The following is a 23,824-nucleotide window of genomic DNA, read 5'->3' on the forward strand; positions in this document are numbered from 1 at the left end:
TTCCATGCCTCAGACATTGAACGTCGAATACCGCAAGGTCGATTCGCTGCTGCCTTATGTGCGCAATCCGCGCACGCATTCCGAGGCGCAGATCGCCAAGCTGGCCTCCAGCATCGTCGAATTCGGCTGGACTCAGCCCATCCTCGTCGATGGCCAGAACGGCATCATTGCCGGCCACGGGCGTCTGGCGGCAGCTCGTCGGCTCGGGCTCGAGAAGGTGCCGGTCATCGAACTCGCGCACCTGACGCCAGCGCAGAAGCGCGCCTACGTGATCGCCGACAACCGGCTGGCGCTGGATGCCGGATGGGACGAGGAGATGCTCGCGCTGGAGCTGGCCGAGCTCAAAGACGCCGGTTACGACCTGGCTCTGACCGGATTCGGCGACGACGAGATCGAACGGCTGCTCGACGGGCTTAACCTCGATGCCGACGAAGAAGCGTCGCGCGACACAGCGGACGCCGAAAACGGTCTCGACGACGAAGTGGAGCCGCCGAAGATCGTCATCTCTCGCCCAGGCGACATCTGGCGGATGGGAGACCACCGCCTGATCTGCGCCGACTCATCGAGCGAGGAAGCCATCGCGCGCCTGATGGCGGGCGACAAAGCGGCGCTCCTCTTCACGAGCCCGCCCTACGCGAACCAGAGGAATTACACCACCGGCGGCATCTCGGATTGGGACGGCCTGATGCAAGGGGTGTTTACCGCCGCGATGACCGCGCTGCGCGACGATGGCCAGATGCTCGTCAATCTCGGGCTCGTGCATCGCGACAACGAATGGCAGCCCTACTGGGACGGCTGGATCGAGTGGATGCGGATGCAGGGCTGGCGGCGCTTCGGCTGGTATGTCTGGGATCAAGGCGTGACGGTGCCGGGCGACTGGAACGGGAGATTGGCTCCGCGCTTTGAATTCATCTTCCACTTCAACCGCAAGCCGCGCAAACCCAACAAGATCGTGCCGTGTAAGTACGCCGGGCAGGATGTGCATCTGCGTGCGGACGGCACGAGCGCCGGAGGCTTGCGAAGCAAGCAGGGAGAACGCACCGGATGGTGTCATGAGGGTCAGCCCACACAAGACTTCCGCATTCCCGACTCCGTCATCACCGTCACCAGGCAGCGCGGGCCAATCGACCGTGCTCGAGAGATCGATCACCCGGCGGTGTTCCCGGTCGGGTTGCCGACGTTCGTCATGGAGGCCTACAGCGACCCTGGCGAGATCGTGTTCGAACCGTTCTCTGGATCGGGGACGACGATCCTGGCGGGCGAAGCCTGTGGCCGCACGGTCTTGGCGTCGGAGCTGGCCCCGGAATATGTGGATGTCGCGCTGATCCGCTGGCTCAAGACCCATCCCGATCGGATGCCGGTGCTGGAGGCGACCGGCCAGACATGGGAAAAGGTCAAGGCGCTGCGTGAGCCCGAAGGCGTGACGGCAACCCATGCGGACGACAAGAAGCGCTTGTCGGACGTCTTCAACGACCGCATGGCGAAGATGGGCGATGCCGCGATACGCAAGCCGTGGGGCAGGAACGGTAAATGATGAACTGGCTTGCCGACAAGATCGAGCAGTGGCCGACGACCAAGCTCCTGCCATACGCGCGCAATGCCCGCCAGCATTCCGACGAGCAGATCGCCAAAATTGCGGCCTCCATTGCGGAGTTCGGCTTCACCAACCCGATCCTGGCAGGCTCGGATGGCGTGATCGTCGCCGGTCACGGGCGGCTTGCCGCCGCGCGGAAGCTCGGGCTGGAAACGGTGCCGGTGGTGGTGCTCGACCACCTGACGCCGCCCCAACGTCGCGCCTTGGTGCTGGCCGACAACAGGCTCGCCGAGTTGGCGAGCTGGGATGCCGAGATGCTGAAGATCGAGCTCGACGCGCTAGCGGAGGATGGCCTCGATCTCGATCTCATCGGCTTCGACGACGCATCGATTGCCCAGCTCTTGGGCGACGTCGAGCCGGACAATCCGGGCCAGACCGACGACGATGCGGTGCCGGATGCGCCGGATACGCCGGTCTCCAAACCGGGGGATGTCTGGCTCCTGGGCCCGCACCGGCTGGTCTGTGGCGACTCCACCACGGCCGATGCTTACGCGAAGCTGTTTCCGAATGGCGAGCGGGCGGACTTGGTCTTCACCGATCCGCCCTACAACGTGAATTACGCCAACAGCGCAAAGGACGAGATGCGCGGCAAGAACCGTGCGATCCTGAATGACAACCTGGGCGACGGCTTCTACGATTTTCTACTGGATGCGCTGACGCTCTTGATCGCCCATACCCGCGGCGCGATCTATGTGGCGATGTCGTCCAGCGAACTGGATGTGTTGCAAGCCGCCTTCCGCGCCGCCGGCGGCCACTGGTCGACGTTCATCATCTGGGCCAAGGACACCTTCACGCTCGGCCGTGCCGACTACCAGCGCCAGTATGAGCCGATCCTCTACGGCTGGCCGGAAGGCGCGACTCGCCACTGGTGTGGCGACCGCGACCAAGGGGATGTGTGGCAGATCAAGAAGCCGAAGAAGAACGACCTGCACCCGACCATGAAGCCAGTGGAACTGGTCGAGCGAGCGATCCGCAACTCCAGTCGGTCTGGCGATGTGGTGCTCGATCCCTTCGGCGGCTCGGGCACCACGCTGATTGCGGCCGAGAAGTCGGGGCGCAAAGCGCGGCTGATCGAGCTCGACCCAAAGTATTGCGACGTCATCGTGCGCCGCTGGCAGGACTGGACGGGCCAGCAGGCCACCCGCGAGGCGGATGGCGTGGCGTTCGATCAGGCAGCGAGCGCTTCGTCGGCGCTCAGTTCCGTGATTTCGCAGTGAATCACGAAGCCCGTCAGGTAAGGCAGACCGCGCGGGATGCCGTACTCCTTGCTGGTCTGGCGGCCGATCGTCCAGCCCATCCAGCGGGTGACCGCGGCGTCGATGGCCTGCTGAATCGTGTGGCCCCACATCATCTCGTTGAGGACGCCATCCGCAAAGTGGCGCCCCAAGCGGCTGTCGAGGAACAGCCTGACCGACTCGAGGGGTTGATTCGTGGCCTCCGAGATCGCGGTCATCGCGATGGGCCAGGCGGCTTGGGCATCGTCGTTCATCGTGCCCCAGAAGCCCCACTCTTTGTTCTGGGTGGCGGGGATGTGGTTGGTGGTGTTCATCGTTTTCTCCTTCGTTGATCATTACGACACCCGTATGAACGCGCTGTTCGATTGAGAAGCCAAGCCAAATTGCATCTTTTTTTGATGGCGGGTGGGTGTGTGCCCACCCCGTCCTGTTCCAGTCAGTCTGTGGTGCGATAGACGCGCTCGCCGCCTTCGGGCTTTTCCGAGGTAATGGCAAGCCCGAGTTTTTTCTTGAGCGCCCCGGCCAAGGTGCCGCGCACGGTGTGCGCCTGCCAGCCGGTGGCCTCGGCGATCTGGCGGATGGTCGCGCCCTCGGGGCGGCGCAGCATCGCGATCACCTGGGCCTGCTTGCTGTGGGCGCGGGTGCGACGCGGTGCATCGTCCTTCGCCTCGTTCGGCGTCTTCGCGCCGGGGCGCGGCAGCCCCAGGGCGTCGTAGCCCTCGGCCGCGACGAACCAGCCGGTGCCGTCGCGGGTGATCAGGGCTTTGTTGAACAGGCCCTCCAGTACCTTGATGCGGGCAGCGCCATTGATGTTGTCGGGGAACCATTCGATCTTGCCGCCGGTATGTTCCATGGCGTAGGCGAGGATGGCGTGCTGGGCAGGCGTCAGTTGGATGGTGGTCATTTGATGCTCCTTCCTGGCGGTTGATGGTGATGGCATGAACGCGCTTTTCTGGAGGAAAGCCAAGCGCTGAATCGCAACATTTCGAATGATCTGCGATCGGCTCGATGGTGATCATGGGTCTGTCGATACGCGCTTATGCCAAGCATCGCGGCGTCTCTCACGTGGCCGTGAAGAAGGCGATCGATACCGGGCGCATCTCCACGCTCGCAGACGGCACCATCGATCCGCAACTGGCAGACGCCGAGTGGGCAAAGAACACAGTGCCGCGTGCCGGCATTCGCCGCTCCCGGGTAGATCCATCGAGTTCCACGGCACGACGCGAAACCCCTGACGCGGCCATTCCGCCGCAATTGCCCAACGGCGGCACGACGCTCTTGCAGGCGCGCACGGCCAATGAGCTGCTCAAGGCGCAGGCGAACAAGCTACGTCTTGCGCAGCTCAAGGGCGAACTCGTCGATCGTGCGCAGGCCATTGCCCATGTGTTCGGACTGGCGAGAACCGAGCGTGAAGCTTGGCTCAACTGGCCGAATCGCATCGTGCCAGCCCTCGCCGCAGAGCTCGGAGTCGATGAGCACGCCCTGTTCGGGGCGCTGGATCGCGCCGTGCGCGCGCATCTGGAAGAACTGGGCGAAATCGTGCCGAAGGTGGACGGATGACGGAATACGACGGCGCAATGGAGATCGAGCGCGCCTGGCGCGAAGGGCTGCGGCCCGATCCAAGGCTCAGCGTCTCCGAGTGGGCGGATCGCTACCGGATGCTCGGCACCCGCGAATCGGCCGAGCCTGGACGCTGGCGTACGAGCCGCACGCCGTATCTCAAGGAGATCATGGATTGCCTCTCGCCCACCTCGCCGGTGGAGCGGGTGGTATTCATGAAGGGCGCGCAGGTGGGCGGCACGGAACTAGGCCTCAACTGGGTCGGCTACGCCATCCATCATGCACCCGGCCCGATGATGATCGTCTGGCCGACGACAGAGATGGCGCAGCGCAACTCCAAGCACCGCATCGATCCACTGATCGAGGAGTCGCCGGTGCTCAAGGACATCATCGCACCGCCGCGGAGTCGGGATTCCGGCAACACGGTGCTGATGAAGGAATTCCGTGGCGGCGTGCTGGTCATGACCGGAGCCAACTCGGCCGTGGGTCTGCGCTCGATGCCGGTGCGCTACCTCTTCCTCGACGAGGTGGACGCCTATCCGCTGGACGTCGATGGCGAGGGCGATGCGATCCACCTGGCCGAAGCGCGTACCCGGACGTTCGCGCGGCGCAAGATTCTGCTCGTCTCCACCCCGACGATCGCCGGGGCCTCGATCATCGAGCGGGAATACGAGGCGTCCGACCAGCGCCGCTACTACGTCCCGTGTCCGCACTGCGGACATCGCCAGTGGCTGCGGTTCGAGCGCCTGAGCTGGGAGAAGGGGCAGCCGGAGACGGCCGCCTACGTCTGCGAGTCGTGCGATGCGCCGATCGCCGAGCACCACAAGGTGTGGATGCTCGAACATGGCGAATGGCGCGCGCATGCGGAAAGCAAGACGGCGGGCTTTCATCTGTCCAGCCTCTATAGCCCGTGGCGCAAGTGGCGAGAGATCGCGGCATCGTGGGAGAAGGCCGCCATGTCGGAAACGAAGTCGGTTGCCGCCATCAAGGCATTCAAGAACTCGGAACTGGGAGAGACCTGGGTCGAGGAAGGCGAGGCCCCGGACTGGCAGCGCCTGTTGGAACGGCGCGAGGATTACCGCATCGGCTCCGTGCCGATGGGCGGCCTGCTGCTCGCCGCCGGCGCCGACGTGCAGAAGGATCGCATCGAAGTCTCCATCTGGGCCTTCGGGCGCGGCAAGGAGGCCTGGCTCGTCGAGCATCGCGTGCTGATGGGCGACACGGCGCGCGACGAGGTGTGGCGGCAGCTTGGCGCGGTGCTCGATGAACGCTGGTCGCACGAGAGCGGTGCGCAGATGCCCTTGGCACGTCTCGCACTCGACACCGGCTTCGCCACACAAGAAGCCTACGCCTTCGTGCGGGCCTGCCGCGATGCCCGGGTGATGGCGGTCAAAGGTGTGTCCAGGGGTGCGGCGCTGATCGGCACACCGACGGCGGTGGACGTGACGCAAGGCGGCAGGAAGCTGCGCCGCGGGATCAAGGTGTTCTCGGTCGCGGTCGGCATCGCCAAGCTCGAGCTTTACAACAACCTGCGCAAGAGCGCCGACGTGGCCGAGGACGGCGTGACCCCGGTATATCCGACCGGCTTCGTCCATCTGCCCCAGGTCGACGCGGAATATCTGCAGCAACTGTGCGCCGAGCAACTCGTCACCCGGCGCGACCGCAACGGCTACCCGGTGCGCGAGTGGCAGAAGATGCGCGAGAGGAACGAGGCCCTCGATTGCTACGTGTATGCCCGGGCCGCTGCCAGTGCTGCCGGCCTCGATCGCTTCGAGGAACGGCACTGGCGGGAACTGGAGCGACAACTGGGACTGGCCAGTCTGCCAGCCCTTGAAACACCTACTGAATCGATCAACGAGGCCATCCAACGCGGTGGCCTCGCTGTTTCTGCCACCCGAAACGCCGGCCGGCGTGTGATCAAGAGTCGCTGGATCGGATGAACATCAACCACCCCCATGGAGCATCACGATGAGTCTGCAAGCCCGCATCGAAACCCTGGCCACCCGTATCGCCCAGGAATTCAACACCACGAATGGCAAGATCGGCAATCTCGCCACCCTGTCCACCACCGCCAAGGCGAGTCTGGTCGCGGCGATCAACGAGGTCGCCGCCTCGATCGTGACGGCCGGTGGTCTGATCGACGACGCGAACGTTTCGACCACGACCACCCATTCCTCGGACAAGATCGTCTCGCTTCTGAATGCGCTGAAAGCCGAGATCCTCGGCGGCGCGGACGCGGCCTTTGATACGCTGCTGGAGCTGCAGCAGGCGATCCAGGCCGATCAGTCGGGCCTTGCGGCGCTCGCCGCGGCGATCGACAGCCGGGTGCGCTTCGATGCGGCCCAGACCCTCACCACCGCGGAGCAGGCTCAGGCCTGCGCCAACATCGGCGTGGGCGATCCAGAGACCGACTTCGTCGCCGTGTTCGAAGCCGCGCTGACCTGAGCGATGAGCCTCGTCGCGCAACTGACGGCCCTGGCCAGCCGGATCGGGGCGGAAATCAAGGGCCTGATCCGCCCCGATCACCCGGGACTCGCGCGCGCCTGGGTGAGCTTCGGCTACGTGGGCGGGGTGGTGAAGATCCATGCCTCGTTCAACGTCGCCGATGTGACGCGGCTGGCCGCGGGTCGCTACCGCGTGAGCTTCGCCACGCCGTTCGCGGACGCGAATTACTGTTGGGTTGCCTTCGCGCGCAGCAACACCAATAGCAGTACCCAGCGCATGGCGCTCGTTCGCGCCACGCTCGATGCCAAGACGGCCTCCTACGTCGAAGTGATCTGTTCTACGGCGGCGGGGAGTCTGGCCGATACGACCGAATGCAACCTCGTGGTGTACCGCTGATGGCCTACACGATTGCTCAACTCGAAGCGCTCGAAGCCGCGCTCGCCCGGGGCGAGAAGCGCGTCACCTTCGCCGACAAGACCGTCGAGTATCGGTCTGTCGATGAACTCAAGGCGGCGATCCGCGAGATCAAGCGAACGATGGATCGGCTCGACGCCCAATCCGGCCTGTGGCCGCGTGCGCCGCGGCAGATTCGCGTCACGACGAACAAGGGATTCTGATGAGTTGGCTTGATTCTATCAAGCGCCGTCTGTTCGGTGGCAGCCGTCCGCTCTACGATGCCGCCGGTTCAGGCCGACGCACGCTGGCCTGGATGCCAGGCAACGTCGGCGCGGTGGCGGCCATCGCCTATGCGCAGGATGCGCTTCGCGCCAAGAGCCGCGATCTGGTGCGGCGCAACCCGTGGGCGGCGGCCGGGCTCGATGCCTTCGTCGCCAACGCGATCGGCACCGGTATCAAGCCGCAGAGCATGGTGCAGGATCAGACGCTGCGCGAGGCCATCCACAGCCTGTGGTGGGATTGGTGCGAGGAGGCCGATGCGGCGGGGCTGACCGACTTCTACGGTCTGCAAGCGCTCGCCTGCCGGGCCATGCTCGAAGGCGGCGAGTGTTTCGTGCGCATCCGCTACCGGCGGCCCGAGGACGGCCTGCCGGTGGCGATGCAGGTGCAGCTGCTGGAGGCCGAGCACGTGCCGGTGACCTACAACGCCGTGGCCGAGAACGGCAACGCGAGCCGCTGCGGCATCGAGTTCGACAGTCTGGGGCGGCGTGTGGCCTATTGGATGTATCGTACCCACCCGAATGACGCATTGATGTCGCCGATGTCCGGTCAAGGCGGCGATCTCGTTCCGGTGCGTGTGCCGGCAGAGGAAGTCATCCACCTCTTCCGCCCGCTGCGCCCCGGCCAGATTCGCGGCGAGCCGTGGCTTGCCCGCGCCCTGGTCAAGCTCGAGGAACTCGACCAATACGACGACGCCGAGCTCGTCCGCAAGAAGACCGCCGCGATGTTCGCGGGCTTCATCACGCGCCTCTCCCCGGAAGACAACCTCGTCGGCGAAGGCGTGGCCGATGCCAATGGTGTGGCCCTCGCTGGCCTGGAGCCGGGCACCCTGCAGATCCTCGAACCCGGCGAGGACATCAAGTTCAGTCAGCCGGCTGACGTCGGCAGTTCCTACGCCGAATTCATGCGCCAGCAGTTCCGCGCCGTGGCCGCCGCGATGGGCATCACCTACGAGATGCTCACCGGCGATCTGACGCAGGTGAACTACTCCAGCATTCGCGCCGGCCTGCTGGAGTTCCGCCGCCGCTGCGAGGCGATCCAGCACGGCGTGATGGTGCATCAGTTCTGCCGCTCGATCTGGCGCGCCTGGATGGATCAGGCCGTGCTCGAAGGCGCATTGACCCTGCCGGGATATGCGCGCCGCCGGCGCGAATGGCAGGCGGCGAAGTGGATTCCGCAGGGCTGGCAGTGGGTCGATCCGCAGAAGGAGTTCAACGCCCTGAAGCTCGCCATCCGCGCAGGCATCATGAGCCGCGCCGAGGCGGTCTCGTCCTACGGTTACGACATCGAGGACGTGGATCGTGAGATCGCCGCCGACAATCGACGCGCGGACGACCTGGGGCTGGTATTCGATTCCGATCCACGGCATGACAAAGGCCAGTCACCCGCTGCACCTGCACAAACCGATTCGACATCGATGGAGTAATTCCGTGTTACCACATCTCGCATCCCGGCTCTTCGGGACGCCGCTGCTCATCAACCGCGCCAAGCTCGACGTGATCCTGGCCGCGCTCGGCAACCGAGTGGGCATCGAGCCGCCAGCCGTCGACATGGCGCTGCCAACGTCGCGTCCGAGCGCGCAATCCGCGCCTGGTATCGCGATCATTCCTGTGCATGGCACGCTGGTCAAGCGCGCGTTGGGCCTCGACGCTGCGTCCGGCCTCATGAGCTATGCCGAGATCGGAGCACGGCTCGATGCCGCCGTGCGCGACCCGGCAGTGCGCGGCATCCTGCTCGACATCGATTCGCCCGGTGGCGAGACGGGCGGCGTATTCGAACTCGCCCGCGCCGTGCGCGAGGCGGCGGCCGTGAAGCCCATCTGGGCGGTAGCCAACGATTCCGCTTTCTCGGCGGCCTACGCCATCGCCGCATCCGCTCAGCGCGTCATCGTCACCGAGACCGGCGGCGTCGGATCGATCGGTGTCATCGCGCTGCACGTCGATCAGTCCATCAAGGATGCGAACGATGGCTACCGTTACACCGCGATCACGGCCGGCAGCCACAAGAACGACTTCTCGCCGCACGAGCCGCTGCAAGACGCCGCGCGTGCCGCGTTGCAGGCCGAAGTAGATCGTCTCTATGACATCTTCGTCGAGCATGTCGCGGTGATGCGTGATATCGCGCCAGAGGCGGTGCGTGCGACCGAGGCCGCGCTCTACTTCGGGCCGAATGCCGTCGATTCGGGTCTTGCCGATGTGGTGATGAGTCTTGATGCCGCGCTCGGCGAATTCTCCGTTTCTCTCCTCCCGCAGGGCCGTTCGCGCAGTCCGGCCCGGGCGCAATCTCAGGTCGGCTGCGCATCTTTTTACAAGGAGTCCGATATGCAAGAAGCAAGCGAAGTGATCGGCGTGGATGAAGCCGCCGTCCTGGTGGCCGAGGCGCGCCGAGAAACGGCGCAAACCGCCCAAGCCATCGCCGAGTTGTGCCTGATCGCAGGCGTCCCCGACAAGGCCGCCGAGTTCATCGCCGCAGGCCGAACGGAGACCGAGGTGCGCCGCCTCCTGGTCGAGATGCGTGCCGTGCAGCAGTCGCCGGAGATCGTCTCGACCCTCGATCCCGACAAACCCATCGCTGCCGGCAAGAACCCGCTGCTGGCGGCCGTCCACGATCTGATCGGAAAGGAGTGATCCAGCATGGCAAGCATCGCTGAACGGCACTACGTCTCCGACCTCGTCAAATACGAGGAGGAATGCCTCGACTACTCGCGCAATCAGGAGACCGTCGCCGCCGGCCAGAATCTCGGTATTGGCACCGTGGTTGGCAAGAATACCGACGATGGCAAACTCTATGCGCTGAATCCTTCCGCTTCCGACGGCACGCAAAACGCATTTGGCGTGCTGATCCAGGACGTCGATGCAACGCTGATCGACAAGACCGGCATCGTCATTGCACGCCATGCCGTGTTGGCCGACAAGGCCATCGTCTGGCCTGCTGGTATCACGGCGCCGCAGAAGGCAGCGGCCATCGCGCAGATGGAAGTCAAAGGCGTTCTCATCCGCAGCGCCGCCTGATTCGCGCTTGCTATCGATTCGACACCGCCCGCGAGGCGGTTTTTTTACGTCCGGAGATTCGACATGCAAAACCCGTTCGACAACCCCGCCTTCTCGATGGCGAGCCTCACTGCCGCCATCAACCTGATCCCCAACCGCTACGGCCGCCTGGAGCAGCTGGGCCTGTTCACCCCGCGCCCGGTCATCCAGCGCAACGTGGTGGTCGAGGAGATGCACGGCGTCTTGAACCTGCTGCCCACCCGCGCGCCGGGCTCGCCCGGCACGGTGGGCACGAGCGGCAAGCGCCGCGTGCGCTCCTTCATCGTGCCGCACATCCCGCACGACGACGTGGTGCTGCCCGAGGAGGTTCAGGGCATTCGTGCCTTCGGCACCGAGAACCAGACCGAGGCCATCGCCGGCGTGATGGCCAGGAAGCTCGAGGCCATGCGCAACAAGCACGCGATCACCCTGGAGCACCTGCGCATGGGCGCCTTGAAGGGCCAGATCCTGGATGCCGATGGCAGCGTGATCTACGACCTGTGGAACGAGTTCGGTGTCACCCAGACCACGGTCAACTTCGCGCTCGGCACCGCCTCGACCAAGGTCAAGACCAAGTGCAACGAAGTGCTGCGCACCATCGAGAAGAACCTGATGGGCGAGGTCGCCACCGGCGTGCGCGTGCTGTGCTCGACCGCGTTCTTCGACGCGCTCACCAGTCACGACAACGTCGAGAAGGCCTTCGCCTTCTACCAGCAGGGCGCGGCGCTGGTGGACGACACCCGCAGCGGCTTCCGCTTCGGCGGCCTCGTCTTCGAGGAGTACGTGGGCTTCGCCACCGACGCGGCGGGCAACGTGCGCAAGTTCATCCCGGACGGCGAGGCCATCGCCTTCCCCGAAGGGACGCTCGACACCTTCGCCACCTACTTCGCGCCGGCGGACTTCAACGAGACGGTCAACACCCTCGGCCAGCCGCTCTACGCCAAGCAGGAGCCGCGCAAGTTCGACCGTGGCACCGATCTGCATACGCAGTCGAACCCCCTGCCGATGTGCCATCGGCCAGGCGTGCTGGTGCGTCTGGTGGCCGCGTGATGGTGAGCGTCGGCGACCTCTACGACGCGGCCGCCCGCGCCGGGCTGCTTATACCAATCCGGGTTGGGGCGGTCACGGTGCAGGCGGCGTTCCGCGCACCGGACGAGACCGTGCTCGATGGACTGACGCTCTCCCGCGACTACCAGATCGAGTATCCGACCGCGCGCCTCGCGCTCGCGGCCGGGGATACGGTCACGATCGGCGGTCAATCCTACCGCGTGCGCGAGGTGCGGCAGGTACGCGACGGCTCCGAGTCCGTGGCGAAGCTCGCGAGGCTCGCATGATCAGCCGCCGCGAGTCCATCGTGCGCGAGATCGTCGCGCGCATCGCGGCGGCGGTCGCGCCCGTGGCCGTCCTGCGACAGCCGACTGTGGCGATTCCGCGCGATCGAACGCCGGCGATGGTCGTCACGGTCGAATCCGATGCGCCCATCAAGCGCGCCAACGACCGCATGGAGCGAGAGATCGTCGTCAAGCTCACGGCGCTCGTCCGCGATCCGGGCGATGGCTTCGCCGTGGCCGACGATCTCGTCTGCCGAGCGCACGCCGCGCTGATGGCGGATCCGACGCTCGGGGGGCTCTCGCTCGCCATCGCGGAAGCCGAGACCGACTGGCAGGCCGAGGACGCCGACATCGAGGCCGTCGCCATCCCCGCAGCTTACCGCATCACCTACCGCACCCTCGTTTCCGATATCGCTCAAGGAGGCTGACATGCCCAAGCTGAAACTCGAGGTCACCCACACCCATGCGGGGGTGGTCTATCCCGCCGGTCGCGTCATCGAGGTGGACGAGCACACCGCCCGTTGGCTGATCGAGCGGGGCGCAGGCAAGCCCGTCGACGATGCGCAAACGGTGCAAGAGACCGCTGTCGGCACGGCAGTCCTCCCTGAACCTCGATTCAAGCGTAAAGCAAAGGAGTAACCCGCCATGGCGTATTTTTCCGGACAAGGGCGCGTCTACATCGGCGCGCGCGATGCACTCGGCAACCCGGCCGGACTCACCTTCGTCGGCAACGTGCCGGAACTCAAGGTGTCGCTCTCGGTGGACACCATCGAGCACCAGGAAGCGCAGTCGGGCCAGCGCCTGACCGACCTGCAGCTCATCAAGACCAAGAAGGGCGAGTTCGCCTGCACGCTGGAAGAACTCATCCCGGCCAACCTGGCGCTCGCGCTCTACGGCAGCAGCACCCAGGTCACGCCTGGCACGGTGACTGGTGAAGCGCTGCCGAACCCGGTCACGCTCGGTAGTCTGTATCCGCTGGCGCACCAGAACGTCTCCAGCGTGGTCGTCGAGGATTCCAGCGCGTCTCCGAATACGCTGCCTCCCACGCAATATACGGTGAACCAGAAGCATGGTTCCATCGTCATCAACGACAAGACCACCGGTGGCCCATATCTCGAGCCGTTCAAGGTGAACTATGCCTACGGTGCGGCCAACGTCACCGCGATGTTCACCCAGCCGCTGCCAGAGCGCTGGATTCGTTTCGAGGGTCTCAACACCGCCGACGGCAACCGCGAGGTGGTGATCGACCTGTACCGCGTGGCCATCAACCCGGCCAAGGAACTGTCCATCATCACCGACGAGCTGCTCAAGTTGGAATTGTCCGGGCAGGTGCTGGCCGATCTTACCAAGCCTGCCGGCGGCGATCTGGGCCAGTTCGGCCGCCTGGTGCTCTTGTAAGGGGACGGCGATGACCGATGGCAAGGCCGACTTCCAGACTTTCCCGCCAAGCCCCAGGGTGGTCACGGTGGCCGGCACCGCGGTGGAACTCACGCCGATCCGCCTGGGCGAGTTGCCGCGCATCCTGGCCGCGGTGCGGCCCATCGCCGCCGATCTCTCGGCCGGGCCGGACTGGCTCGATCTCTTGGCGCGACATGGCGATGCCGTGCTCGATCTGCTGGCCATCACCACCCGGCGCGAGCGGGCCTGGGTGGACGATCTCTCGCTGGAGGATGCCGTCACGCTGGCGGCGGCGGTGTTCGAGCTGAACGCGGATTTTTTCGTGGGGCGGGTGGTGCCGGCGATCCAGGGCGCGGCCCAGCGCCTGGCACCGATGCTCTCGGCTGGGACGACGTCGTCGCCCGCCTGATCCGCGCCGGGCACCGGCTGGACGACGTGATGCGCTACACGCTCGCGCAGGCGCGGGCCTTGCTGAAGGCCGACGCTCGGATCGAGCGGCAGCAACTGGCCCTGCGGCTGGCACTGCACGCCGTGGCCGCCCAGGGCGACCGGGCGGCCATCGAGCGGCTGCAGCGTGAGTTGTGGGATGACGAGCGGCCATGAAATTGACGCTCACCACCTCCGGACTGCTCGATCCAAGGAAGCTCTCGACCTGGAGCGCCGAACGCCGGCGCGCGATCCATGCCGCCGTCGCTCGAGGAATGCGAGCGGGTGGCCGTGAGGTGCGTGACGCGGCGCGCTCGGCGATGAAAAGCGCCTTTCAAGTGCGGCGCGCAGGCTTCGTCTCGTCGATGCAGGCCAAGGTGTTCGATCGGAAGCCTGAGCGCCTGCCCGCGCTGTGGGTGGGCAGCCGCATCTCGTGGCTGGGCATCCACACGCACGGCGGTACGGTGAGCGGCAATCTTCTGATCCCGCTTTTACCCACTCGCATCGGCCGCAAGCGTTTCAAGGCGGTCATCGACGGCCTGATGCGTTCGGGCAATGCCTTCTTCGTCGAGAAGAACGGCAAGGCCATCCTGATGGCCGAGAACATCCGCGAGAATGACGCCCAGCTCAGGCGCTTCAAGCGCGCCGAGCGCGAGCGCAGCGGCGTCAAGCGCATCGAGCGCGGTCACGAAATCCCCATCGCCGTCCTGGTGCGGCGGGTGGACTTGAAGCGCCGCTTCGATCTTGCAGCCAGTGTGCAACGTGCGTTGCCTGCCTTGGCACTAGCCATTCAACAGGAACTGAACCAAATCTGATGGCATACGATCGAGCTCAAATCCTGATTCGTGCCGTCGACGAGACCAAGACTGCGTTCGATTCGATCAAGCGGGGCCTGGGTGGTCTCGCAGATGCGGCAAAGAGCGTCAATGGCGTGCTGGCCAACCTCGGCGTGGCGATGTCGGCGGCCGGCTTGGCCGCGATGGTCAAGTCGTCGCTGGAGTCGGCCGACGCGCTCAATAAGCTCTCGCAGCGCGTGGGCATCACCGTGGAGACCCTCTCCACCCTGATGCCGGTGGCCGAACTCTCTGGTGTTTCGGCCGAGAAGTTCGAAACCGGCCTGAAGAAACTGGCCACGGCAATGTTCGAGGCGGCCACGGGCTCGGAGGAGTCGGCCCGGCGTTTCAAGGCGCTCGGTGTCGAATTCGAGAATCAAGACGGCACGCTGCGTGCGACCGATGCGGTGCTGCTCGATCTGGCCGATCGGTTCAAGGCCATGCCCGACGGGGCGCAGAAGTCGGCGCTGGCGATCGAACTCTTCGGCAAGAACGGTATAGAACTCATCCCCTTCCTGAACCAGGGACGCGACGGCATCGCGGCGCTCACCGGCGAGATGCAGGCGCTGGGCGTGCAGATCGGCGGAGAAACCGCCGCGCAGGCCGAAGCCTTCAACGACGCCATGAAGAAGGTGAAGTTGTCCACCACCAGCATCGCCAACCGGGTGATCGAAGCATTCCTGCCGGCCATGAACGAGATGGCCGGCGGCATGGTCGAGTCGGCCAAGCAGGGCGGCGCCTTGCGCGCGATCCTGGACGGCATCGTGCTGGTGCTCAAGACCCTGGCGCTGGGGGCGGCCACCGTCGGCAAGGCATTCGTGGCACTGGGCGAGGCGATCGGTGCCGGTGTCGCGGCGGCGGTCGAGGCGCTGCGCGGCAACACCTCGGGTGCCCGCGCCATCATCGCCGACCTCGAGGACAATCTGCTCAAACGGCTGGATGAGCTGGCGTCCTTCCGTGACAGTTTGTTCGATCCCAGGCCCACCGAGGTCGAGGCACCGAAGATTCAGGCCGACCCTGAACTGCTGCAGCGCATGACCAAGCCTAAAGCCGTCAAGCCAGCGCAGGACACCACCAGTGCGCAGACTGCCTTGATCAAGGCCCGGCTCGACGCCGAGTTCGCATTGCTGAAGGATGGTCTGTCGCGACAGCAGTCCGCGCTGGAGGCGGCCCTCGAAGACCGCCTCGTTTCCATTCGGAATTACTACGCGCAGAAAACGGCCATCGAGCAGCAGGAGATCGACTCCGAGATCGCGCGCAAGCAGCAGGAGCTGGAGCGCAGCCGGCAAGTCGCCGCCGACGGCAAGAGCGAGAATGATCGCCTACGCGCCAAGGCTGACGTGGCCAGGCTCGAGGCCGAGCTGATCACGCTCAACAATCGCCGCACCGACATTGAGCAGGCCAATGCGCGCAAGGCAGCGCAGGCCGAGCGCGAACTGGCCGATGCCTTGGCCACCGCGCGCGAGGAGCTGGCGCAGCTCACCGGCACGGCGACCGACGCCGACAGGCGTGCCGCGATCGAGCGTGGCTACCGCGACCTGCGCGCGCGCCTGCTGGCCGAGAGCGATGCGGACGGCGTGGCGATCATCGACCGGTTGATCGACGTGAAGGCCGCGCAGGCGAACCTGGCGGCGCTGGAGGCCCAGTGGCGGCAGGTCACCGAGCGCTTGCGCAATGCGCAGGACGCGATCGGCATCCAGCAGCAGGCAGGGCTGTTGACCGAGCGTCAGGCGCGCGAGCAGATCGTGGCCTTGCAGCGCGAGTCCGCCACCGAGATGGAGCGGCTGTTGCCGGCGATGGAGCAGGCCGCCGAGGCCATCGGGCCGGAGGCGGTGCTGCGGGTGCAGGCCTGGCGCAACGAGCTGGAACGCACGCGGCTCGTCACCGACGAGCTGGCCCCGGTGTGGAACCGCATCGGCGAGGCCTTCGGTCAGGCCGTGCAGGGCATCGTCAGCGGCGCGCAGTCGCTTCGGGAGGCGCTGGCCAACATCTTCCAGGCCATCTCCAACACGATCCTCCAAGAGATGGTGCTCAAGCCATTCCAGCAGTGGGTGGCGATGCAGGCGCGCATGCTGGCCATGAAGGTGGGCTTCCTGCAGCAGGAGCAGGCCGCAGAGACGGCCGCGGCTGCGCAGTCGGTGGCGGTCAAACAAGCCGAGGCGGCCGCCAAGGTCAGCGCCAACGCCGCCGAAGCCGGCTCCGGCGCGGCCGCCTCGCAGGCGGCGATTCCGGTGGTCGGACCGGGACTGGCCATCGCCGCGATGGCGGCGATGGTGGCCGCCGTGATGGCGCTCTTGGGCAACATCAAAAAGTTCGCGGCAGGCGGTCTCGTCACCGGCCCGGGCACTTCGACGTCCGACTCGATCCCGGCGCGGCTCTCCGCCGGCGAGTACGTGGTACGGGCGGACGCCGTGCGGCGGGTGGGCGTCGCGTTTCTCGATGCGATCAACGGCGGCGTCACCCCGCCGCGCATCATCGGACGCGAGCTGGTATTCGCCGCCGGTGGGCTCGTGCCGCAGGTCCAGATGCAGCCGGCCGCGCCGCAGGTCAACACCGCCGTGCGGATCGTCAACGCCATCGACCCGTCCGTCACCCACGACCACCTGCAAACGCCCGCCGGCGAGCGGGTGATCCTCAACATCATCGGCCGCAACGCCCGCGCGGTGCGCGCCGCCTTGCAAGGATGATGCCATGGCGCTCCTCTTCATCGACGGCTTCGACCACTACGACCCGCAGCAACTGGAGGACTTCGGCCAGCCGTGGCTGGCGCGCGGCAAGGCGGCATATCTGTCGCCTGACGCCACGCGCATCCAGGGCAGGCGGCCTTCGTCCTACGGCTTGCGCCTGCCGGCTGGCCCAGGCAGCGGGTACGTCAAGAACATCGCCGCCGCCAATACGAGTCTGATCGTCGGCGCGGCACTGCGCTTACCGCCATTCCAGAATACAGGGCAGGAACCGGTGCTGCTCGGCGTGCGCGACACGACGGGTAATGTCGCGCATCTGGTCAAGCTCGGCGAGGATGGCCGGGTGAAACTCTACCGCAGGCAGTCTGGCTATGACACGCCGCTCTCGACATCGATCGTCACCGCGCCGGCGCGCGGCTGGCACTATGTCGAACTGAAGGTCGTGCAGGGCACGAGCAACGGCACGCTCGACGTGCGCGTCAACGGCATCCTCGCCATCCAGCTCACGGCGCAGAACACCACCCAAGGCGGCGGTCAACTGGTCACCGCCTTCGTGGGCGCGGTGCCTGGGCAGCCTTGCCCCGTCACGATCGACGTGGATGACTTCTACATCGCCGACACCAGCGGCACGATCAACGACACTTTCCTCGGCGACGTGCGCGTCGATGCGCTCTCCGCACAGGCCAACGGCGGCCTCACCCAGTGGACGGTCGATGGCGCGGAGAGCGCCTGGCAAGCCGTCAGCGATGGCAATGAAGCCAGCGGCATCCGCGCGATGACCGCCGGCCTGCGCCAGAGCTTCGACATCCAGTCGCTGCCGGCCATGAGCAGCCCGGCGATCTACGGCGTGCAGGTCACGATGCTCGCCAGGAAGACCGATGCGGGTCTGGGCAAGGTCAAGGGGCTGGTGGTCAGCGGCGCTGCGACGACTACGAGCAGCGACATCATCCTGCAAGAGCAGCTGGCCTGGCACACGGCGCTGTTCGAGCGCAACCCCAACGGCAACGTCCCGTGGACCGAAGCCGCGTTCAACGCGGCGGAATTCGGGGTTGAGTCCGCATGACCGATCGCGTCGTCGTCGAGGACATCGCGGAAGTCGGCGCCGCGCCGACGCCTGGAAGCGCACTGCCCACGTTTCAAAGCGAGGTGCTCGCTCGCGCGGCCTTCGGCACGGGTGTGGCCACAGTCTCACCCGAGACGGCATCATCCCCGCTTCCGCCAGGGCTTGCGGCCGGTCTGCTGGCGGAATCCCTGGCCCATCCCTGGCCGCCCATCGAGGCGATGACATTCTTGGTCGAGGTACTGCGCCGGGATACGGCTGCCGCTGGCATGGTGGCTACCGGCATGGACGCCTTCGGCGATGCACCTTGGCCGGATGCTGCGCGCGGCGTGTTCGCTTTTCGGCACGACTGGGCCGAGCCGCTCGTCGAACGCCTGGAGTGGAAGACCCGTGTCACCCGGCTTGCGAGCGGCAACGAATCTCGCCAGGCCATGCGGCTCGTGCCGCGCCGCACACTGACCTATTACGTCGGGCATGGGCGGGCGACTGACGCGCTGGTGGCCGACTGGCTGGCCGATCATCTCGGCAAGACGGCGCTGTGGCCCTTGCCACAGTATGCCGTGCCCGTGACCGAAGCCCGCGCCAGCGGTGCGCTGGCGCTGCCCGTCTCATCGGCGGATGATCGCCGGTTCGGGCCGCTCGCTGCGGATTTGCGTGTGCTTTTCGATGGCCTGCACGGCTGGGACGGCGATGCGCGATGGGCGCTGATCATCGCCTCGGATGGGTGGCAGGTCGTCTCGCTCTCGAACGTTTCCGGTAACATGCTGTGGCTGGCCGATCCGCTGGCGCGCCCAATCGACGCGGGCAGCCTGGTGATGCCGCTGGTGCGTGGCATCGCGGTCGATCCTGCGCAATGCGCGCAATGGGTGCCTGGCGTGATCGGTGGCCGAGTCAGCGCCGAGATCGCTTTTTCCCGCCCACCCGAAGTCGAGCCAGGCGACCCGCTGCTCGATGGCATCCCGGTCTGGCCGGATGGCAACTGGAGTGATGATCCTGCGGCGACCGCGCAAGGCGTCGTGACCCGGCAAGACTTCTCCATGGCCGAGCCGTGGGTTCGTCGCGACGATCCGTGGGCGACGACGACTTTCAAGCGCAACTATCTGGCCGGCACGGCCGCGGAGATCGATCTCTGGCGCGCGCGTTTATTCCGCGCCCAGGGGCGGCTGGAGTCCTTCTGGCTGCCGGACGGCCTGGCGCCGATCCTGTGGGTGAGGGCCGACGCCCATCCCGATGATGGCTTCTTGCGTGTGTCGGGTGAGGACGTCTCCGCGTTCTGGCATCGCCCGGCCGCCTGCGTCATCGTGCATCCGGACGGCAGCCGCCAGCACGTGCTGACGGCCGCCTCCCACCGGGACCAGGGCGGCGTGCTGGTGCTGCGGTCGGGCCTGGATTACTCGGTGCCCGCCGGCAGCCGCATCATTCGCCTTGCGCGCTGCCGCCTCGACCACGACGCCATCGACCTCTACTGGCACGGCCCCACATTGGTCGAGATTCCCATCACCGCGCGCCAGTTGCCAGAGCCGCGCTGCAACGATCGTCCACTCTGGATGCCGAGTTAGTCATGATTCCGTTTGTATATGGCTGCCGTACCGGGGCGATCCCCCTGCGCGAGGCCGAGCTCTACGACTTCGCCAGTAGCAGCGGTCAGTTCCATCTGACGCCGCATGAATTCGACGTCGATCTGGGTGGCGTGCTCTATAAGAGCCTGCCCATCGAGCGCAATGCGCTGTCGTTGGGGGCGGAAGCCGCAAAGGCCGCGCTGGAGCTGAAACTGCCGCCCGACTGCGATTTCGTCCGTCATCTGCTTAACAACGCGCTGACCGGTGAGGCGACATCGGTCACCCTGCGCATCGCCCTGCGCGATGAGGTGAACGACAATTGGTGGATTCAAGGCGCGCGCTGGATGGGCCGGGTGCTGGGTATCGAGATCGCAGACGACGTAGCGCGCATTCGCTGCGAGTCCGCGCAGGTGAGCATGAAGCGCATCGGCCTGCGTAGGCTCTACAGCCGCGCCTGCTCGCATGTGCTCTACTCGCCTGCCTGCGGTGCGACGCCGATCACGGCCAGCGCCACCGTGAGCAGCGTCGACGGCCGCAGCATCTGGTTCACCGACGTCGTGCCCGCCACTGTGGCCGGCGGCCTCGCTGGGGGCTGGCTACAAACTCAAGCAGGCGACCGCCACATGATCGTGCGAGAGTTCGCCGTCGGCATCGAGTTGCTCTATCCGGTGGCCATCCCGACCGGCGCCGAGGTGCTGCTGACGGTCGGCTGCGATCACAGCACGGCCACGTGCGCATCACGCTTCAATAACCTCGACAACTACGGCGGGTTTCCCTTCATCCCGACCAAGAACCCGTTCTCGACGGGGGTGTTCTGATGAATTTTTTTCTGCAGCTCTTCCTGTTCGTCGTCACCACGCTGATCCAGTTGGCGTTGCGACCGAAGCCACCCGAGCCCAAGCCGGCCTCGCTCGCAGAAATCGATGCCCCCACAGCCGAGGAAGGAAGACCCATTCCCGTCGTCTTCGGCTCGGTGATCATCAAAGGCGCCAACGTCGTCTGGTATGGCGATCTGGAGGCCGAGCCGATCAAGAAGTCCGGAGGCAAGAAATGACCACCAAGCTACGCATCACCATCGATCACGTGCGCGCCGCAGGGCTCTGCGTGCACGGCACACGCGTCTGGTTTGCGCGCCATGGCATGGACTTCCGCGCATTTCTGCGCGATGGGTGTGACGCCGATACCTTGCTCGCCACTGGAGACGCCATGGTGCAGCGGGTGGTCGAAATCGCCAGCCGTGCATCCAGCCAGCAGGATCGAGTCTGATGGGTGGCCGGAAAAAATCACAAACCGTCGGCTATCGCTACCGTATCGGGCTGCACCTGGTGCTCTGTCAGGGGCCGGTAGACATGGTGCAGGAAATCAAAATCGGCGACCGCACGGCATGGGGTGATGCCAACCGACTGATGACGCCCATACCATGGTTCGTGCCTGGGCGCGTATCGATCAACAAGCCGTCGCTCTTCGGAGGCGACGAACGTGAAGGCGGCGTCGTCGGCGAAATCGACATCATGAACGGCGAGGCTACGCAGGCGCGCAACGACTATCTGGTGAGCCGCCTCGGAAGCGCGATCCCAGCCTTCCGTGGCGTGCTCTCACTCGTGGCGCGCAAGATCATGTACGCCGCCAACAACCACTACCTGAAGCCATGGGCGGTACGCGTGCGGCGCTTCAACGCCGGATGGTCGGTCGTGCCACCTCCCATGGGCAGCGGCTACATGGGGATGGACGGCTATACCGAAGTCCCGGCGTGGGACGACGGTGCCGGAGGGTACATCAGCGTGGGCATGAACCCGGCCCACATCCTGGTGCAGTGCCTCACCGACCCGAACTGGGGGATGGGCTACCCACCGGGTGTCATTGGAAACAGTCTCTGGGGTTGCGCTGTCCAGTTACACTACGAAGGAATCGGGCTGAACTTCATCTGGACGCGCCAGCAGCCGATCGAGCACTTCATCACACAAGTGCTGGACCACATCAACGGCATCCTCTACCTCGATCCATATTCAGGCTTGTTCGAGCTTAGACTCCTGCGTGACGACTACTCGATAGATACATTGCGCACGATTGGGCCTGACCAGATCGTGCGCATGGAGCGCTTCGAGCGGGCCCAGTGGGGCGAACTCCCCAATGAGATCACCGTGGTCTATACCGACTGGGCCACCGGCGGCGAAGCCACGGTCACGGTCCAGAACCTCGCCGCGATCCAGCTGCAAGGCGGTGTCATCAACCAGCGACGCGACTATCCAGGCGTCAACTACGGACCGCTGGCCGCTCGGCTTGCCTTGCGCGATCTGCGCGCACTAGGCTCGCCGCTGGCACGGATCACCATGCTCATCTCGCCACTGGCATTCGATGGCATCCCGCCCATGCCAGGCGACGTGTTTTTACTGCACTGGCCGCGTCTTGGCATCGAGCGCATGGTGGTGCGCATCACCGGTATCGACACCGGGACGCTGGGCGCGGCCGAGTGGCGCATCGAAGCGGTGGAAGACGTGTTCGGGATGAGCGACACCGTGCTCTCGCCCACGCCGCCACGCATCGAAGAGCCCCCGCTCGAACCGCTGCCCCCGGCCCTGGTGTTGGCCATGGAAGTGCCGTATTGGGAACTCGCCCGGCGCTTGTCCCGCGCCGATCTCGCTCAACTCACGGATACAGATACCTACATCGGCGCACTGGCCGCCGCCGGAGGCCAGGGGCAGCTGAACTGGCAACTGGCGACAGGCGCATCAGCCGGCAACCTCGTGCCCGTCGTGGGCGAAGACTATGCGCCCTTGCTGCGGCTCGATGCCGCACTCCCTCTCAGCGAGGTCGATGCCATCGGTTTGCCGGTGACATCCATCAGCCAGCCCGAGCGCCTGGCCGTGGGCGACTATGCCTACCTGGTCGATGCCACAGGCCAGATCCGAGAAGCGGTGGCGGTGCTCGCCTTCGATGCCGGCGCGGGAACGGTCGATCTCGCCCGTGGCGTGCTCGACACCACGCCGCAGGCCCATGCCTCCGGCACGCGGCTGATCGGCGTGGGCGAATGGCTGGCCGCCGAGACCACCGATCGCGCGCCTGGCGAGGCGGTGTACGTCGCCGCCATCCCGCGCACTACATCCGGCCAGGGCGATGCCGTGCTCGCGGCCAACGGCCAGCCGCTGCTGCTCGCGGGCCGCCAGGCGCGGCCCTACCCGCCTGGACGCATCCGGCTCAACGGCCAGCGTGAGCCTGCCGTGGTGGCAGGCAATCTCGACATTGCCTGGGCGCACCGCGACCGTAAACAGCAAACCGCCTACCTGGTCAAGCAGGACGAGGGCGACATCGGCCCCGAGCCTGGCACCACCTACACCGTGCGCATCCGCGATCGCACCGGCACACTTGTGCGCACCGTCACCGGCCTCACCGGCACCGGCTTGACCTGGGACGTGGCGAGCAGCGCGATCGACGCCGGCGTCGCGGGCGATACCGTCACCGTCGAAATCGAAGCCGAACGCGATGGGATCAAAAGCTGGCAGGCGCAGGTGCGCACCGTCGAGCGCGCGGGTTACGGCCTGCGCTGGGGGCAATACTGGGGCGGGGTGTAAAGCCGCCACGAACGAGATTCAAACGCACTTGCAAGGAGACCCGCATGGCACTCACCGATCCGAACCTTGGCCTGTCCTACGGCTGGACGCTGGGCGAATCCGGCTGGAACACCGACATGGACGCGAACCTCAAGCGGCTCGGCGCGATCATTGGCCTATCCGTGATCAGCCGCGCCGTCACCACCCCTCCGGTAAGCCCTGCGGATGGCGACCGCTACATCATCCCGTCCGGCGCGACCGGAGACTGGGCTAGCAGGACCGACCAGATCGCCGTGCGCATCAATGGCGCCTGGGAGTACCACGCCCCGAAGGTCGGCTGGCTGGCCTACATCGAGGACGAGGCCAAGCTCACGGTCTACAAGACGACCGGCTGGAGCGCCGGCATCGCCATCTGATCGCTATATCACCTCAACCAAACTGAACCCG

Annotated in this window: 28 protein-coding genes; 26 read left to right on the forward strand and 2 right to left on the reverse strand. The window is 65.9% G+C overall.

Annotation, left to right across the window (positions count from 1 at the left end; translation table 11 throughout):
- Nucleotides 1–4 precede the first annotated feature (4 nt).
- Nucleotides 5–1,534, forward strand: coding sequence for a site-specific DNA-methyltransferase (locus tag ACZ42P_RS07865; protein WP_464897003.1), 1,530 nt, complete (start codon nucleotides 5–7; stop codon nucleotides 1,532–1,534).
- Nucleotides 1,534–2,811: a site-specific DNA-methyltransferase gene (locus ACZ42P_RS07870; RefSeq protein ID WP_464899385.1), complete on the forward strand. Its 1,278-nt coding sequence runs from the start codon at nucleotides 1,534–1,536 to the stop codon at nucleotides 2,809–2,811. The genes ACZ42P_RS07865 and ACZ42P_RS07870 overlap by 1 nt, the downstream gene beginning before the upstream one ends.
- Here ACZ42P_RS07870 and ACZ42P_RS07875 read toward each other — a convergent pair.
- Together ACZ42P_RS07875 and ACZ42P_RS07880 are read right to left on the reverse strand one after the other, a co-directional pair.
- On the reverse strand, nucleotides 2,763–3,143 hold the full coding sequence (locus ACZ42P_RS07875) for a hypothetical protein (RefSeq protein ID WP_464897004.1): 381 nt from the start codon (nucleotides 3,141–3,143) through the stop codon (nucleotides 2,763–2,765). The genes ACZ42P_RS07870 and ACZ42P_RS07875 overlap by 49 nt on opposite strands.
- 122 nt (nucleotides 3,144–3,265) lie before the next feature.
- Nucleotides 3,266–3,733 carry a DUF3489 domain-containing protein gene (locus ACZ42P_RS07880; RefSeq protein WP_464897005.1) on the reverse strand — a complete coding sequence of 156 codons (468 nt, stop codon included), beginning with the start codon at nucleotides 3,731–3,733 and terminating at the stop codon, nucleotides 3,266–3,268.
- A gap of 113 nt (nucleotides 3,734–3,846) precedes the next feature.
- Here ACZ42P_RS07880 and ACZ42P_RS07885 point away from each other — a divergent pair, with 113 nt between their 5' ends.
- The 24 genes from ACZ42P_RS07885 to ACZ42P_RS08000 all read left to right on the forward strand — a co-directional run bounded on the left by ACZ42P_RS07885 (nucleotide 3,847) and on the right by ACZ42P_RS08000 (nucleotide 23,793).
- Nucleotides 3,847–4,389 carry an elements of external origin gene (locus ACZ42P_RS07885; RefSeq protein WP_464899386.1) on the forward strand — a complete coding sequence of 181 codons (543 nt, stop codon included), beginning with the start codon at nucleotides 3,847–3,849 and terminating at the stop codon, nucleotides 4,387–4,389.
- Nucleotides 4,386–6,329, forward strand: a complete 1,944-nt coding sequence (locus ACZ42P_RS07890) for a phage terminase large subunit family protein (protein ID WP_464897006.1) — start codon at nucleotides 4,386–4,388, stop codon at nucleotides 6,327–6,329. The genes ACZ42P_RS07885 and ACZ42P_RS07890 overlap by 4 nt, the downstream gene beginning before the upstream one ends.
- Nucleotides 6,330–6,357: 28 nt before the next feature.
- Nucleotides 6,358–6,834, forward strand: coding sequence for a hypothetical protein (locus tag ACZ42P_RS07895; protein ID WP_464897007.1), 477 nt, complete (start codon nucleotides 6,358–6,360; stop codon nucleotides 6,832–6,834).
- Between the two features lie 3 nt (nucleotides 6,835–6,837).
- Nucleotides 6,838–7,230 (forward strand): hypothetical protein, encoded by a 393-nt coding sequence (locus ACZ42P_RS07900; protein WP_464897008.1) that lies wholly within the window; start codon nucleotides 6,838–6,840, stop codon nucleotides 7,228–7,230.
- Nucleotides 7,230–7,451: a phage head-tail joining protein gene (locus tag ACZ42P_RS07905; protein WP_464897009.1), complete on the forward strand. Its 222-nt coding sequence runs from the start codon at nucleotides 7,230–7,232 to the stop codon at nucleotides 7,449–7,451. The genes ACZ42P_RS07900 and ACZ42P_RS07905 overlap by 1 nt, the downstream gene beginning before the upstream one ends.
- On the forward strand, nucleotides 7,451–8,935 hold the full coding sequence (locus ACZ42P_RS07910; protein WP_464897010.1) for a phage portal protein: 1,485 nt from the start codon (nucleotides 7,451–7,453) through the stop codon (nucleotides 8,933–8,935). Before ACZ42P_RS07905 ends, ACZ42P_RS07910 begins: the two co-directional genes overlap by 1 nt.
- Nucleotides 8,877–10,136 (forward strand): S49 family peptidase, encoded by a 1,260-nt coding sequence (locus tag ACZ42P_RS07915; protein ID WP_464897011.1) that lies wholly within the window; start codon nucleotides 8,877–8,879, stop codon nucleotides 10,134–10,136. Before ACZ42P_RS07910 ends, ACZ42P_RS07915 begins: the two co-directional genes overlap by 59 nt.
- Nucleotides 10,137–10,142: 6 nt before the next feature.
- Nucleotides 10,143–10,520 carry a head decoration protein gene (locus ACZ42P_RS07920; protein ID WP_464897012.1) on the forward strand — a complete coding sequence of 126 codons (378 nt, stop codon included), beginning with the start codon at nucleotides 10,143–10,145 and terminating at the stop codon, nucleotides 10,518–10,520.
- Between the two features lie 63 nt (nucleotides 10,521–10,583).
- Entirely contained in the window at nucleotides 10,584–11,588 is a 1,005-nt protein-coding gene (locus ACZ42P_RS07925) for a major capsid protein (protein WP_464897013.1), read from the forward strand.
- Nucleotides 11,588–11,872 carry a head-tail joining protein gene (locus tag ACZ42P_RS07930; RefSeq protein WP_464899387.1) on the forward strand — a complete coding sequence of 95 codons (285 nt, stop codon included), beginning with the start codon at nucleotides 11,588–11,590 and terminating at the stop codon, nucleotides 11,870–11,872. Before ACZ42P_RS07925 ends, ACZ42P_RS07930 begins: the two co-directional genes overlap by 1 nt.
- Complete coding sequence (locus ACZ42P_RS07935) at nucleotides 11,869–12,297, forward strand: hypothetical protein (protein ID WP_464897014.1); 429 nt, start codon at nucleotides 11,869–11,871, stop codon at nucleotides 12,295–12,297. The genes ACZ42P_RS07930 and ACZ42P_RS07935 overlap by 4 nt, the downstream gene beginning before the upstream one ends.
- A 1-nt stretch (nucleotide 12,298) precedes the next feature.
- A complete protein-coding gene (locus ACZ42P_RS07940; RefSeq protein ID WP_464897015.1) occupies nucleotides 12,299–12,508 on the forward strand; it encodes a DUF7210 family protein in 210 nt (69 codons plus the stop codon).
- A gap of 6 nt (nucleotides 12,509–12,514) precedes the next feature.
- Nucleotides 12,515–13,267, forward strand: coding sequence for a phage tail tube protein (locus ACZ42P_RS07945; protein WP_464897016.1), 753 nt, complete (start codon nucleotides 12,515–12,517; stop codon nucleotides 13,265–13,267).
- 10 nt (nucleotides 13,268–13,277) lie between these two features.
- Complete coding sequence (locus ACZ42P_RS07950) at nucleotides 13,278–13,676, forward strand: DUF6631 family protein (protein ID WP_464897017.1); 399 nt, start codon at nucleotides 13,278–13,280, stop codon at nucleotides 13,674–13,676.
- Between the two features lie 29 nt (nucleotides 13,677–13,705).
- The gene (locus ACZ42P_RS07955; protein WP_464897018.1) at nucleotides 13,706–13,870 is read left to right on the forward strand and encodes a hypothetical protein; all 165 of its coding nucleotides are present in this window, start codon (nucleotides 13,706–13,708) and stop codon (nucleotides 13,868–13,870) included.
- On the forward strand, nucleotides 13,867–14,508 hold the full coding sequence (locus ACZ42P_RS07960) for a DUF6441 family protein (protein WP_464897019.1): 642 nt from the start codon (nucleotides 13,867–13,869) through the stop codon (nucleotides 14,506–14,508). Before ACZ42P_RS07955 ends, ACZ42P_RS07960 begins: the two co-directional genes overlap by 4 nt.
- Nucleotides 14,508–17,213, forward strand: a complete 2,706-nt coding sequence (locus ACZ42P_RS07965; protein ID WP_464897020.1) for a phage tail tape measure protein — start codon at nucleotides 14,508–14,510, stop codon at nucleotides 17,211–17,213. Before ACZ42P_RS07960 ends, ACZ42P_RS07965 begins: the two co-directional genes overlap by 1 nt.
- A gap of 4 nt (nucleotides 17,214–17,217) precedes the next feature.
- A complete protein-coding gene (locus ACZ42P_RS07970; RefSeq protein WP_464897021.1) occupies nucleotides 17,218–18,273 on the forward strand; it encodes a hypothetical protein in 1,056 nt (351 codons plus the stop codon).
- Nucleotides 18,270–19,829 (forward strand): hypothetical protein, encoded by a 1,560-nt coding sequence (locus tag ACZ42P_RS07975; protein ID WP_464897022.1) that lies wholly within the window; start codon nucleotides 18,270–18,272, stop codon nucleotides 19,827–19,829. The genes ACZ42P_RS07970 and ACZ42P_RS07975 overlap by 4 nt, the downstream gene beginning before the upstream one ends.
- Nucleotides 19,830–19,831: 2 nt before the next feature.
- Complete coding sequence (locus ACZ42P_RS07980) at nucleotides 19,832–20,647, forward strand: phage BR0599 family protein (RefSeq protein WP_464897023.1); 816 nt, start codon at nucleotides 19,832–19,834, stop codon at nucleotides 20,645–20,647.
- Nucleotides 20,647–20,883, forward strand: a complete 237-nt coding sequence (locus tag ACZ42P_RS07985; RefSeq protein WP_464897024.1) for a hypothetical protein — start codon at nucleotides 20,647–20,649, stop codon at nucleotides 20,881–20,883. The genes ACZ42P_RS07980 and ACZ42P_RS07985 overlap by 1 nt, the downstream gene beginning before the upstream one ends.
- Nucleotides 20,880–21,095 (forward strand): hypothetical protein, encoded by a 216-nt coding sequence (locus tag ACZ42P_RS07990; RefSeq protein ID WP_464897025.1) that lies wholly within the window; start codon nucleotides 20,880–20,882, stop codon nucleotides 21,093–21,095. The genes ACZ42P_RS07985 and ACZ42P_RS07990 overlap by 4 nt, the downstream gene beginning before the upstream one ends.
- On the forward strand, nucleotides 21,095–23,398 hold the full coding sequence (locus ACZ42P_RS07995; protein WP_464897026.1) for a phage tail protein: 2,304 nt from the start codon (nucleotides 21,095–21,097) through the stop codon (nucleotides 23,396–23,398). The genes ACZ42P_RS07990 and ACZ42P_RS07995 overlap by 1 nt, the downstream gene beginning before the upstream one ends.
- Before the next feature lie 44 nt (nucleotides 23,399–23,442).
- A complete protein-coding gene (locus ACZ42P_RS08000; RefSeq protein WP_464897027.1) occupies nucleotides 23,443–23,793 on the forward strand; it encodes a DUF2793 domain-containing protein in 351 nt (116 codons plus the stop codon).
- Nucleotides 23,794–23,824 lie beyond the last annotated feature (31 nt).

The sequence above is a fragment of the Thiobacter subterraneus genome, from assembly GCF_055379455.1.

Bases quoted from the DNA above. Each gene is read 5' to 3' on its own strand.
- ACZ42P_RS07950 (WP_464897017.1), top strand. From the start codon at position 13,278: ATGACCGATGGCAAGGCCGACTTCCAGACTTTCCCGCCAAGCCCCAGG.
- ACZ42P_RS07945 (WP_464897016.1), top strand. From the start codon at position 12,515: ATGGCGTATTTTTCCGGACAAGGGCGCGTCTACATCGGCGCGCGCGAT.
- ACZ42P_RS07980 (WP_464897023.1), top strand. From the start codon at position 19,832: ATGATTCCGTTTGTATATGGCTGCCGTACCGGGGCGATCCCCCTGCGC.
- ACZ42P_RS07925 (WP_464897013.1), top strand. From the start codon at position 10,584: ATGCAAAACCCGTTCGACAACCCCGCCTTCTCGATGGCGAGCCTCACT.
- ACZ42P_RS07910 (WP_464897010.1), top strand. From the start codon at position 7,451: ATGAGTTGGCTTGATTCTATCAAGCGCCGTCTGTTCGGTGGCAGCCGT.
- ACZ42P_RS07880 (WP_464897005.1), bottom strand. From the start codon at position 3,733: ATGACCACCATCCAACTGACGCCTGCCCAGCACGCCATCCTCGCCTAC.
- ACZ42P_RS07920 (WP_464897012.1), top strand. From the start codon at position 10,143: ATGGCAAGCATCGCTGAACGGCACTACGTCTCCGACCTCGTCAAATAC.
- ACZ42P_RS07865 (WP_464897003.1), top strand. From the start codon at position 5: ATGCCTCAGACATTGAACGTCGAATACCGCAAGGTCGATTCGCTGCTG.
- ACZ42P_RS07975 (WP_464897022.1), top strand. From the start codon at position 18,270: ATGACCGATCGCGTCGTCGTCGAGGACATCGCGGAAGTCGGCGCCGCG.
- ACZ42P_RS07995 (WP_464897026.1), top strand. From the start codon at position 21,095: ATGGGTGGCCGGAAAAAATCACAAACCGTCGGCTATCGCTACCGTATC.
- ACZ42P_RS07985 (WP_464897024.1), top strand. From the start codon at position 20,647: ATGAATTTTTTTCTGCAGCTCTTCCTGTTCGTCGTCACCACGCTGATC.
- ACZ42P_RS07970 (WP_464897021.1), top strand. From the start codon at position 17,218: ATGGCGCTCCTCTTCATCGACGGCTTCGACCACTACGACCCGCAGCAA.
- ACZ42P_RS07905 (WP_464897009.1), top strand. From the start codon at position 7,230: ATGGCCTACACGATTGCTCAACTCGAAGCGCTCGAAGCCGCGCTCGCC.
- ACZ42P_RS07955 (WP_464897018.1), top strand. From the start codon at position 13,706: ATGCGCTACACGCTCGCGCAGGCGCGGGCCTTGCTGAAGGCCGACGCT.
- ACZ42P_RS07930 (WP_464899387.1), top strand. From the start codon at position 11,588: ATGGTGAGCGTCGGCGACCTCTACGACGCGGCCGCCCGCGCCGGGCTG.
- ACZ42P_RS07895 (WP_464897007.1), top strand. From the start codon at position 6,358: ATGAGTCTGCAAGCCCGCATCGAAACCCTGGCCACCCGTATCGCCCAG.
- ACZ42P_RS07885 (WP_464899386.1), top strand. From the start codon at position 3,847: ATGGGTCTGTCGATACGCGCTTATGCCAAGCATCGCGGCGTCTCTCAC.
- ACZ42P_RS07870 (WP_464899385.1), top strand. From the start codon at position 1,534: ATGAACTGGCTTGCCGACAAGATCGAGCAGTGGCCGACGACCAAGCTC.
- ACZ42P_RS07915 (WP_464897011.1), top strand. From the start codon at position 8,877: ATGACAAAGGCCAGTCACCCGCTGCACCTGCACAAACCGATTCGACAT.
- ACZ42P_RS07965 (WP_464897020.1), top strand. From the start codon at position 14,508: ATGGCATACGATCGAGCTCAAATCCTGATTCGTGCCGTCGACGAGACC.
- ACZ42P_RS07990 (WP_464897025.1), top strand. From the start codon at position 20,880: ATGACCACCAAGCTACGCATCACCATCGATCACGTGCGCGCCGCAGGG.
- ACZ42P_RS07875 (WP_464897004.1), bottom strand. From the start codon at position 3,143: ATGAACACCACCAACCACATCCCCGCCACCCAGAACAAAGAGTGGGGC.
- ACZ42P_RS07960 (WP_464897019.1), top strand. From the start codon at position 13,867: ATGAAATTGACGCTCACCACCTCCGGACTGCTCGATCCAAGGAAGCTC.
- ACZ42P_RS07940 (WP_464897015.1), top strand. From the start codon at position 12,299: ATGCCCAAGCTGAAACTCGAGGTCACCCACACCCATGCGGGGGTGGTC.
- ACZ42P_RS07900 (WP_464897008.1), top strand. From the start codon at position 6,838: ATGAGCCTCGTCGCGCAACTGACGGCCCTGGCCAGCCGGATCGGGGCG.
- ACZ42P_RS07935 (WP_464897014.1), top strand. From the start codon at position 11,869: ATGATCAGCCGCCGCGAGTCCATCGTGCGCGAGATCGTCGCGCGCATC.
- ACZ42P_RS07890 (WP_464897006.1), top strand. From the start codon at position 4,386: ATGACGGAATACGACGGCGCAATGGAGATCGAGCGCGCCTGGCGCGAA.
- ACZ42P_RS08000 (WP_464897027.1), top strand. From the start codon at position 23,443: ATGGCACTCACCGATCCGAACCTTGGCCTGTCCTACGGCTGGACGCTG.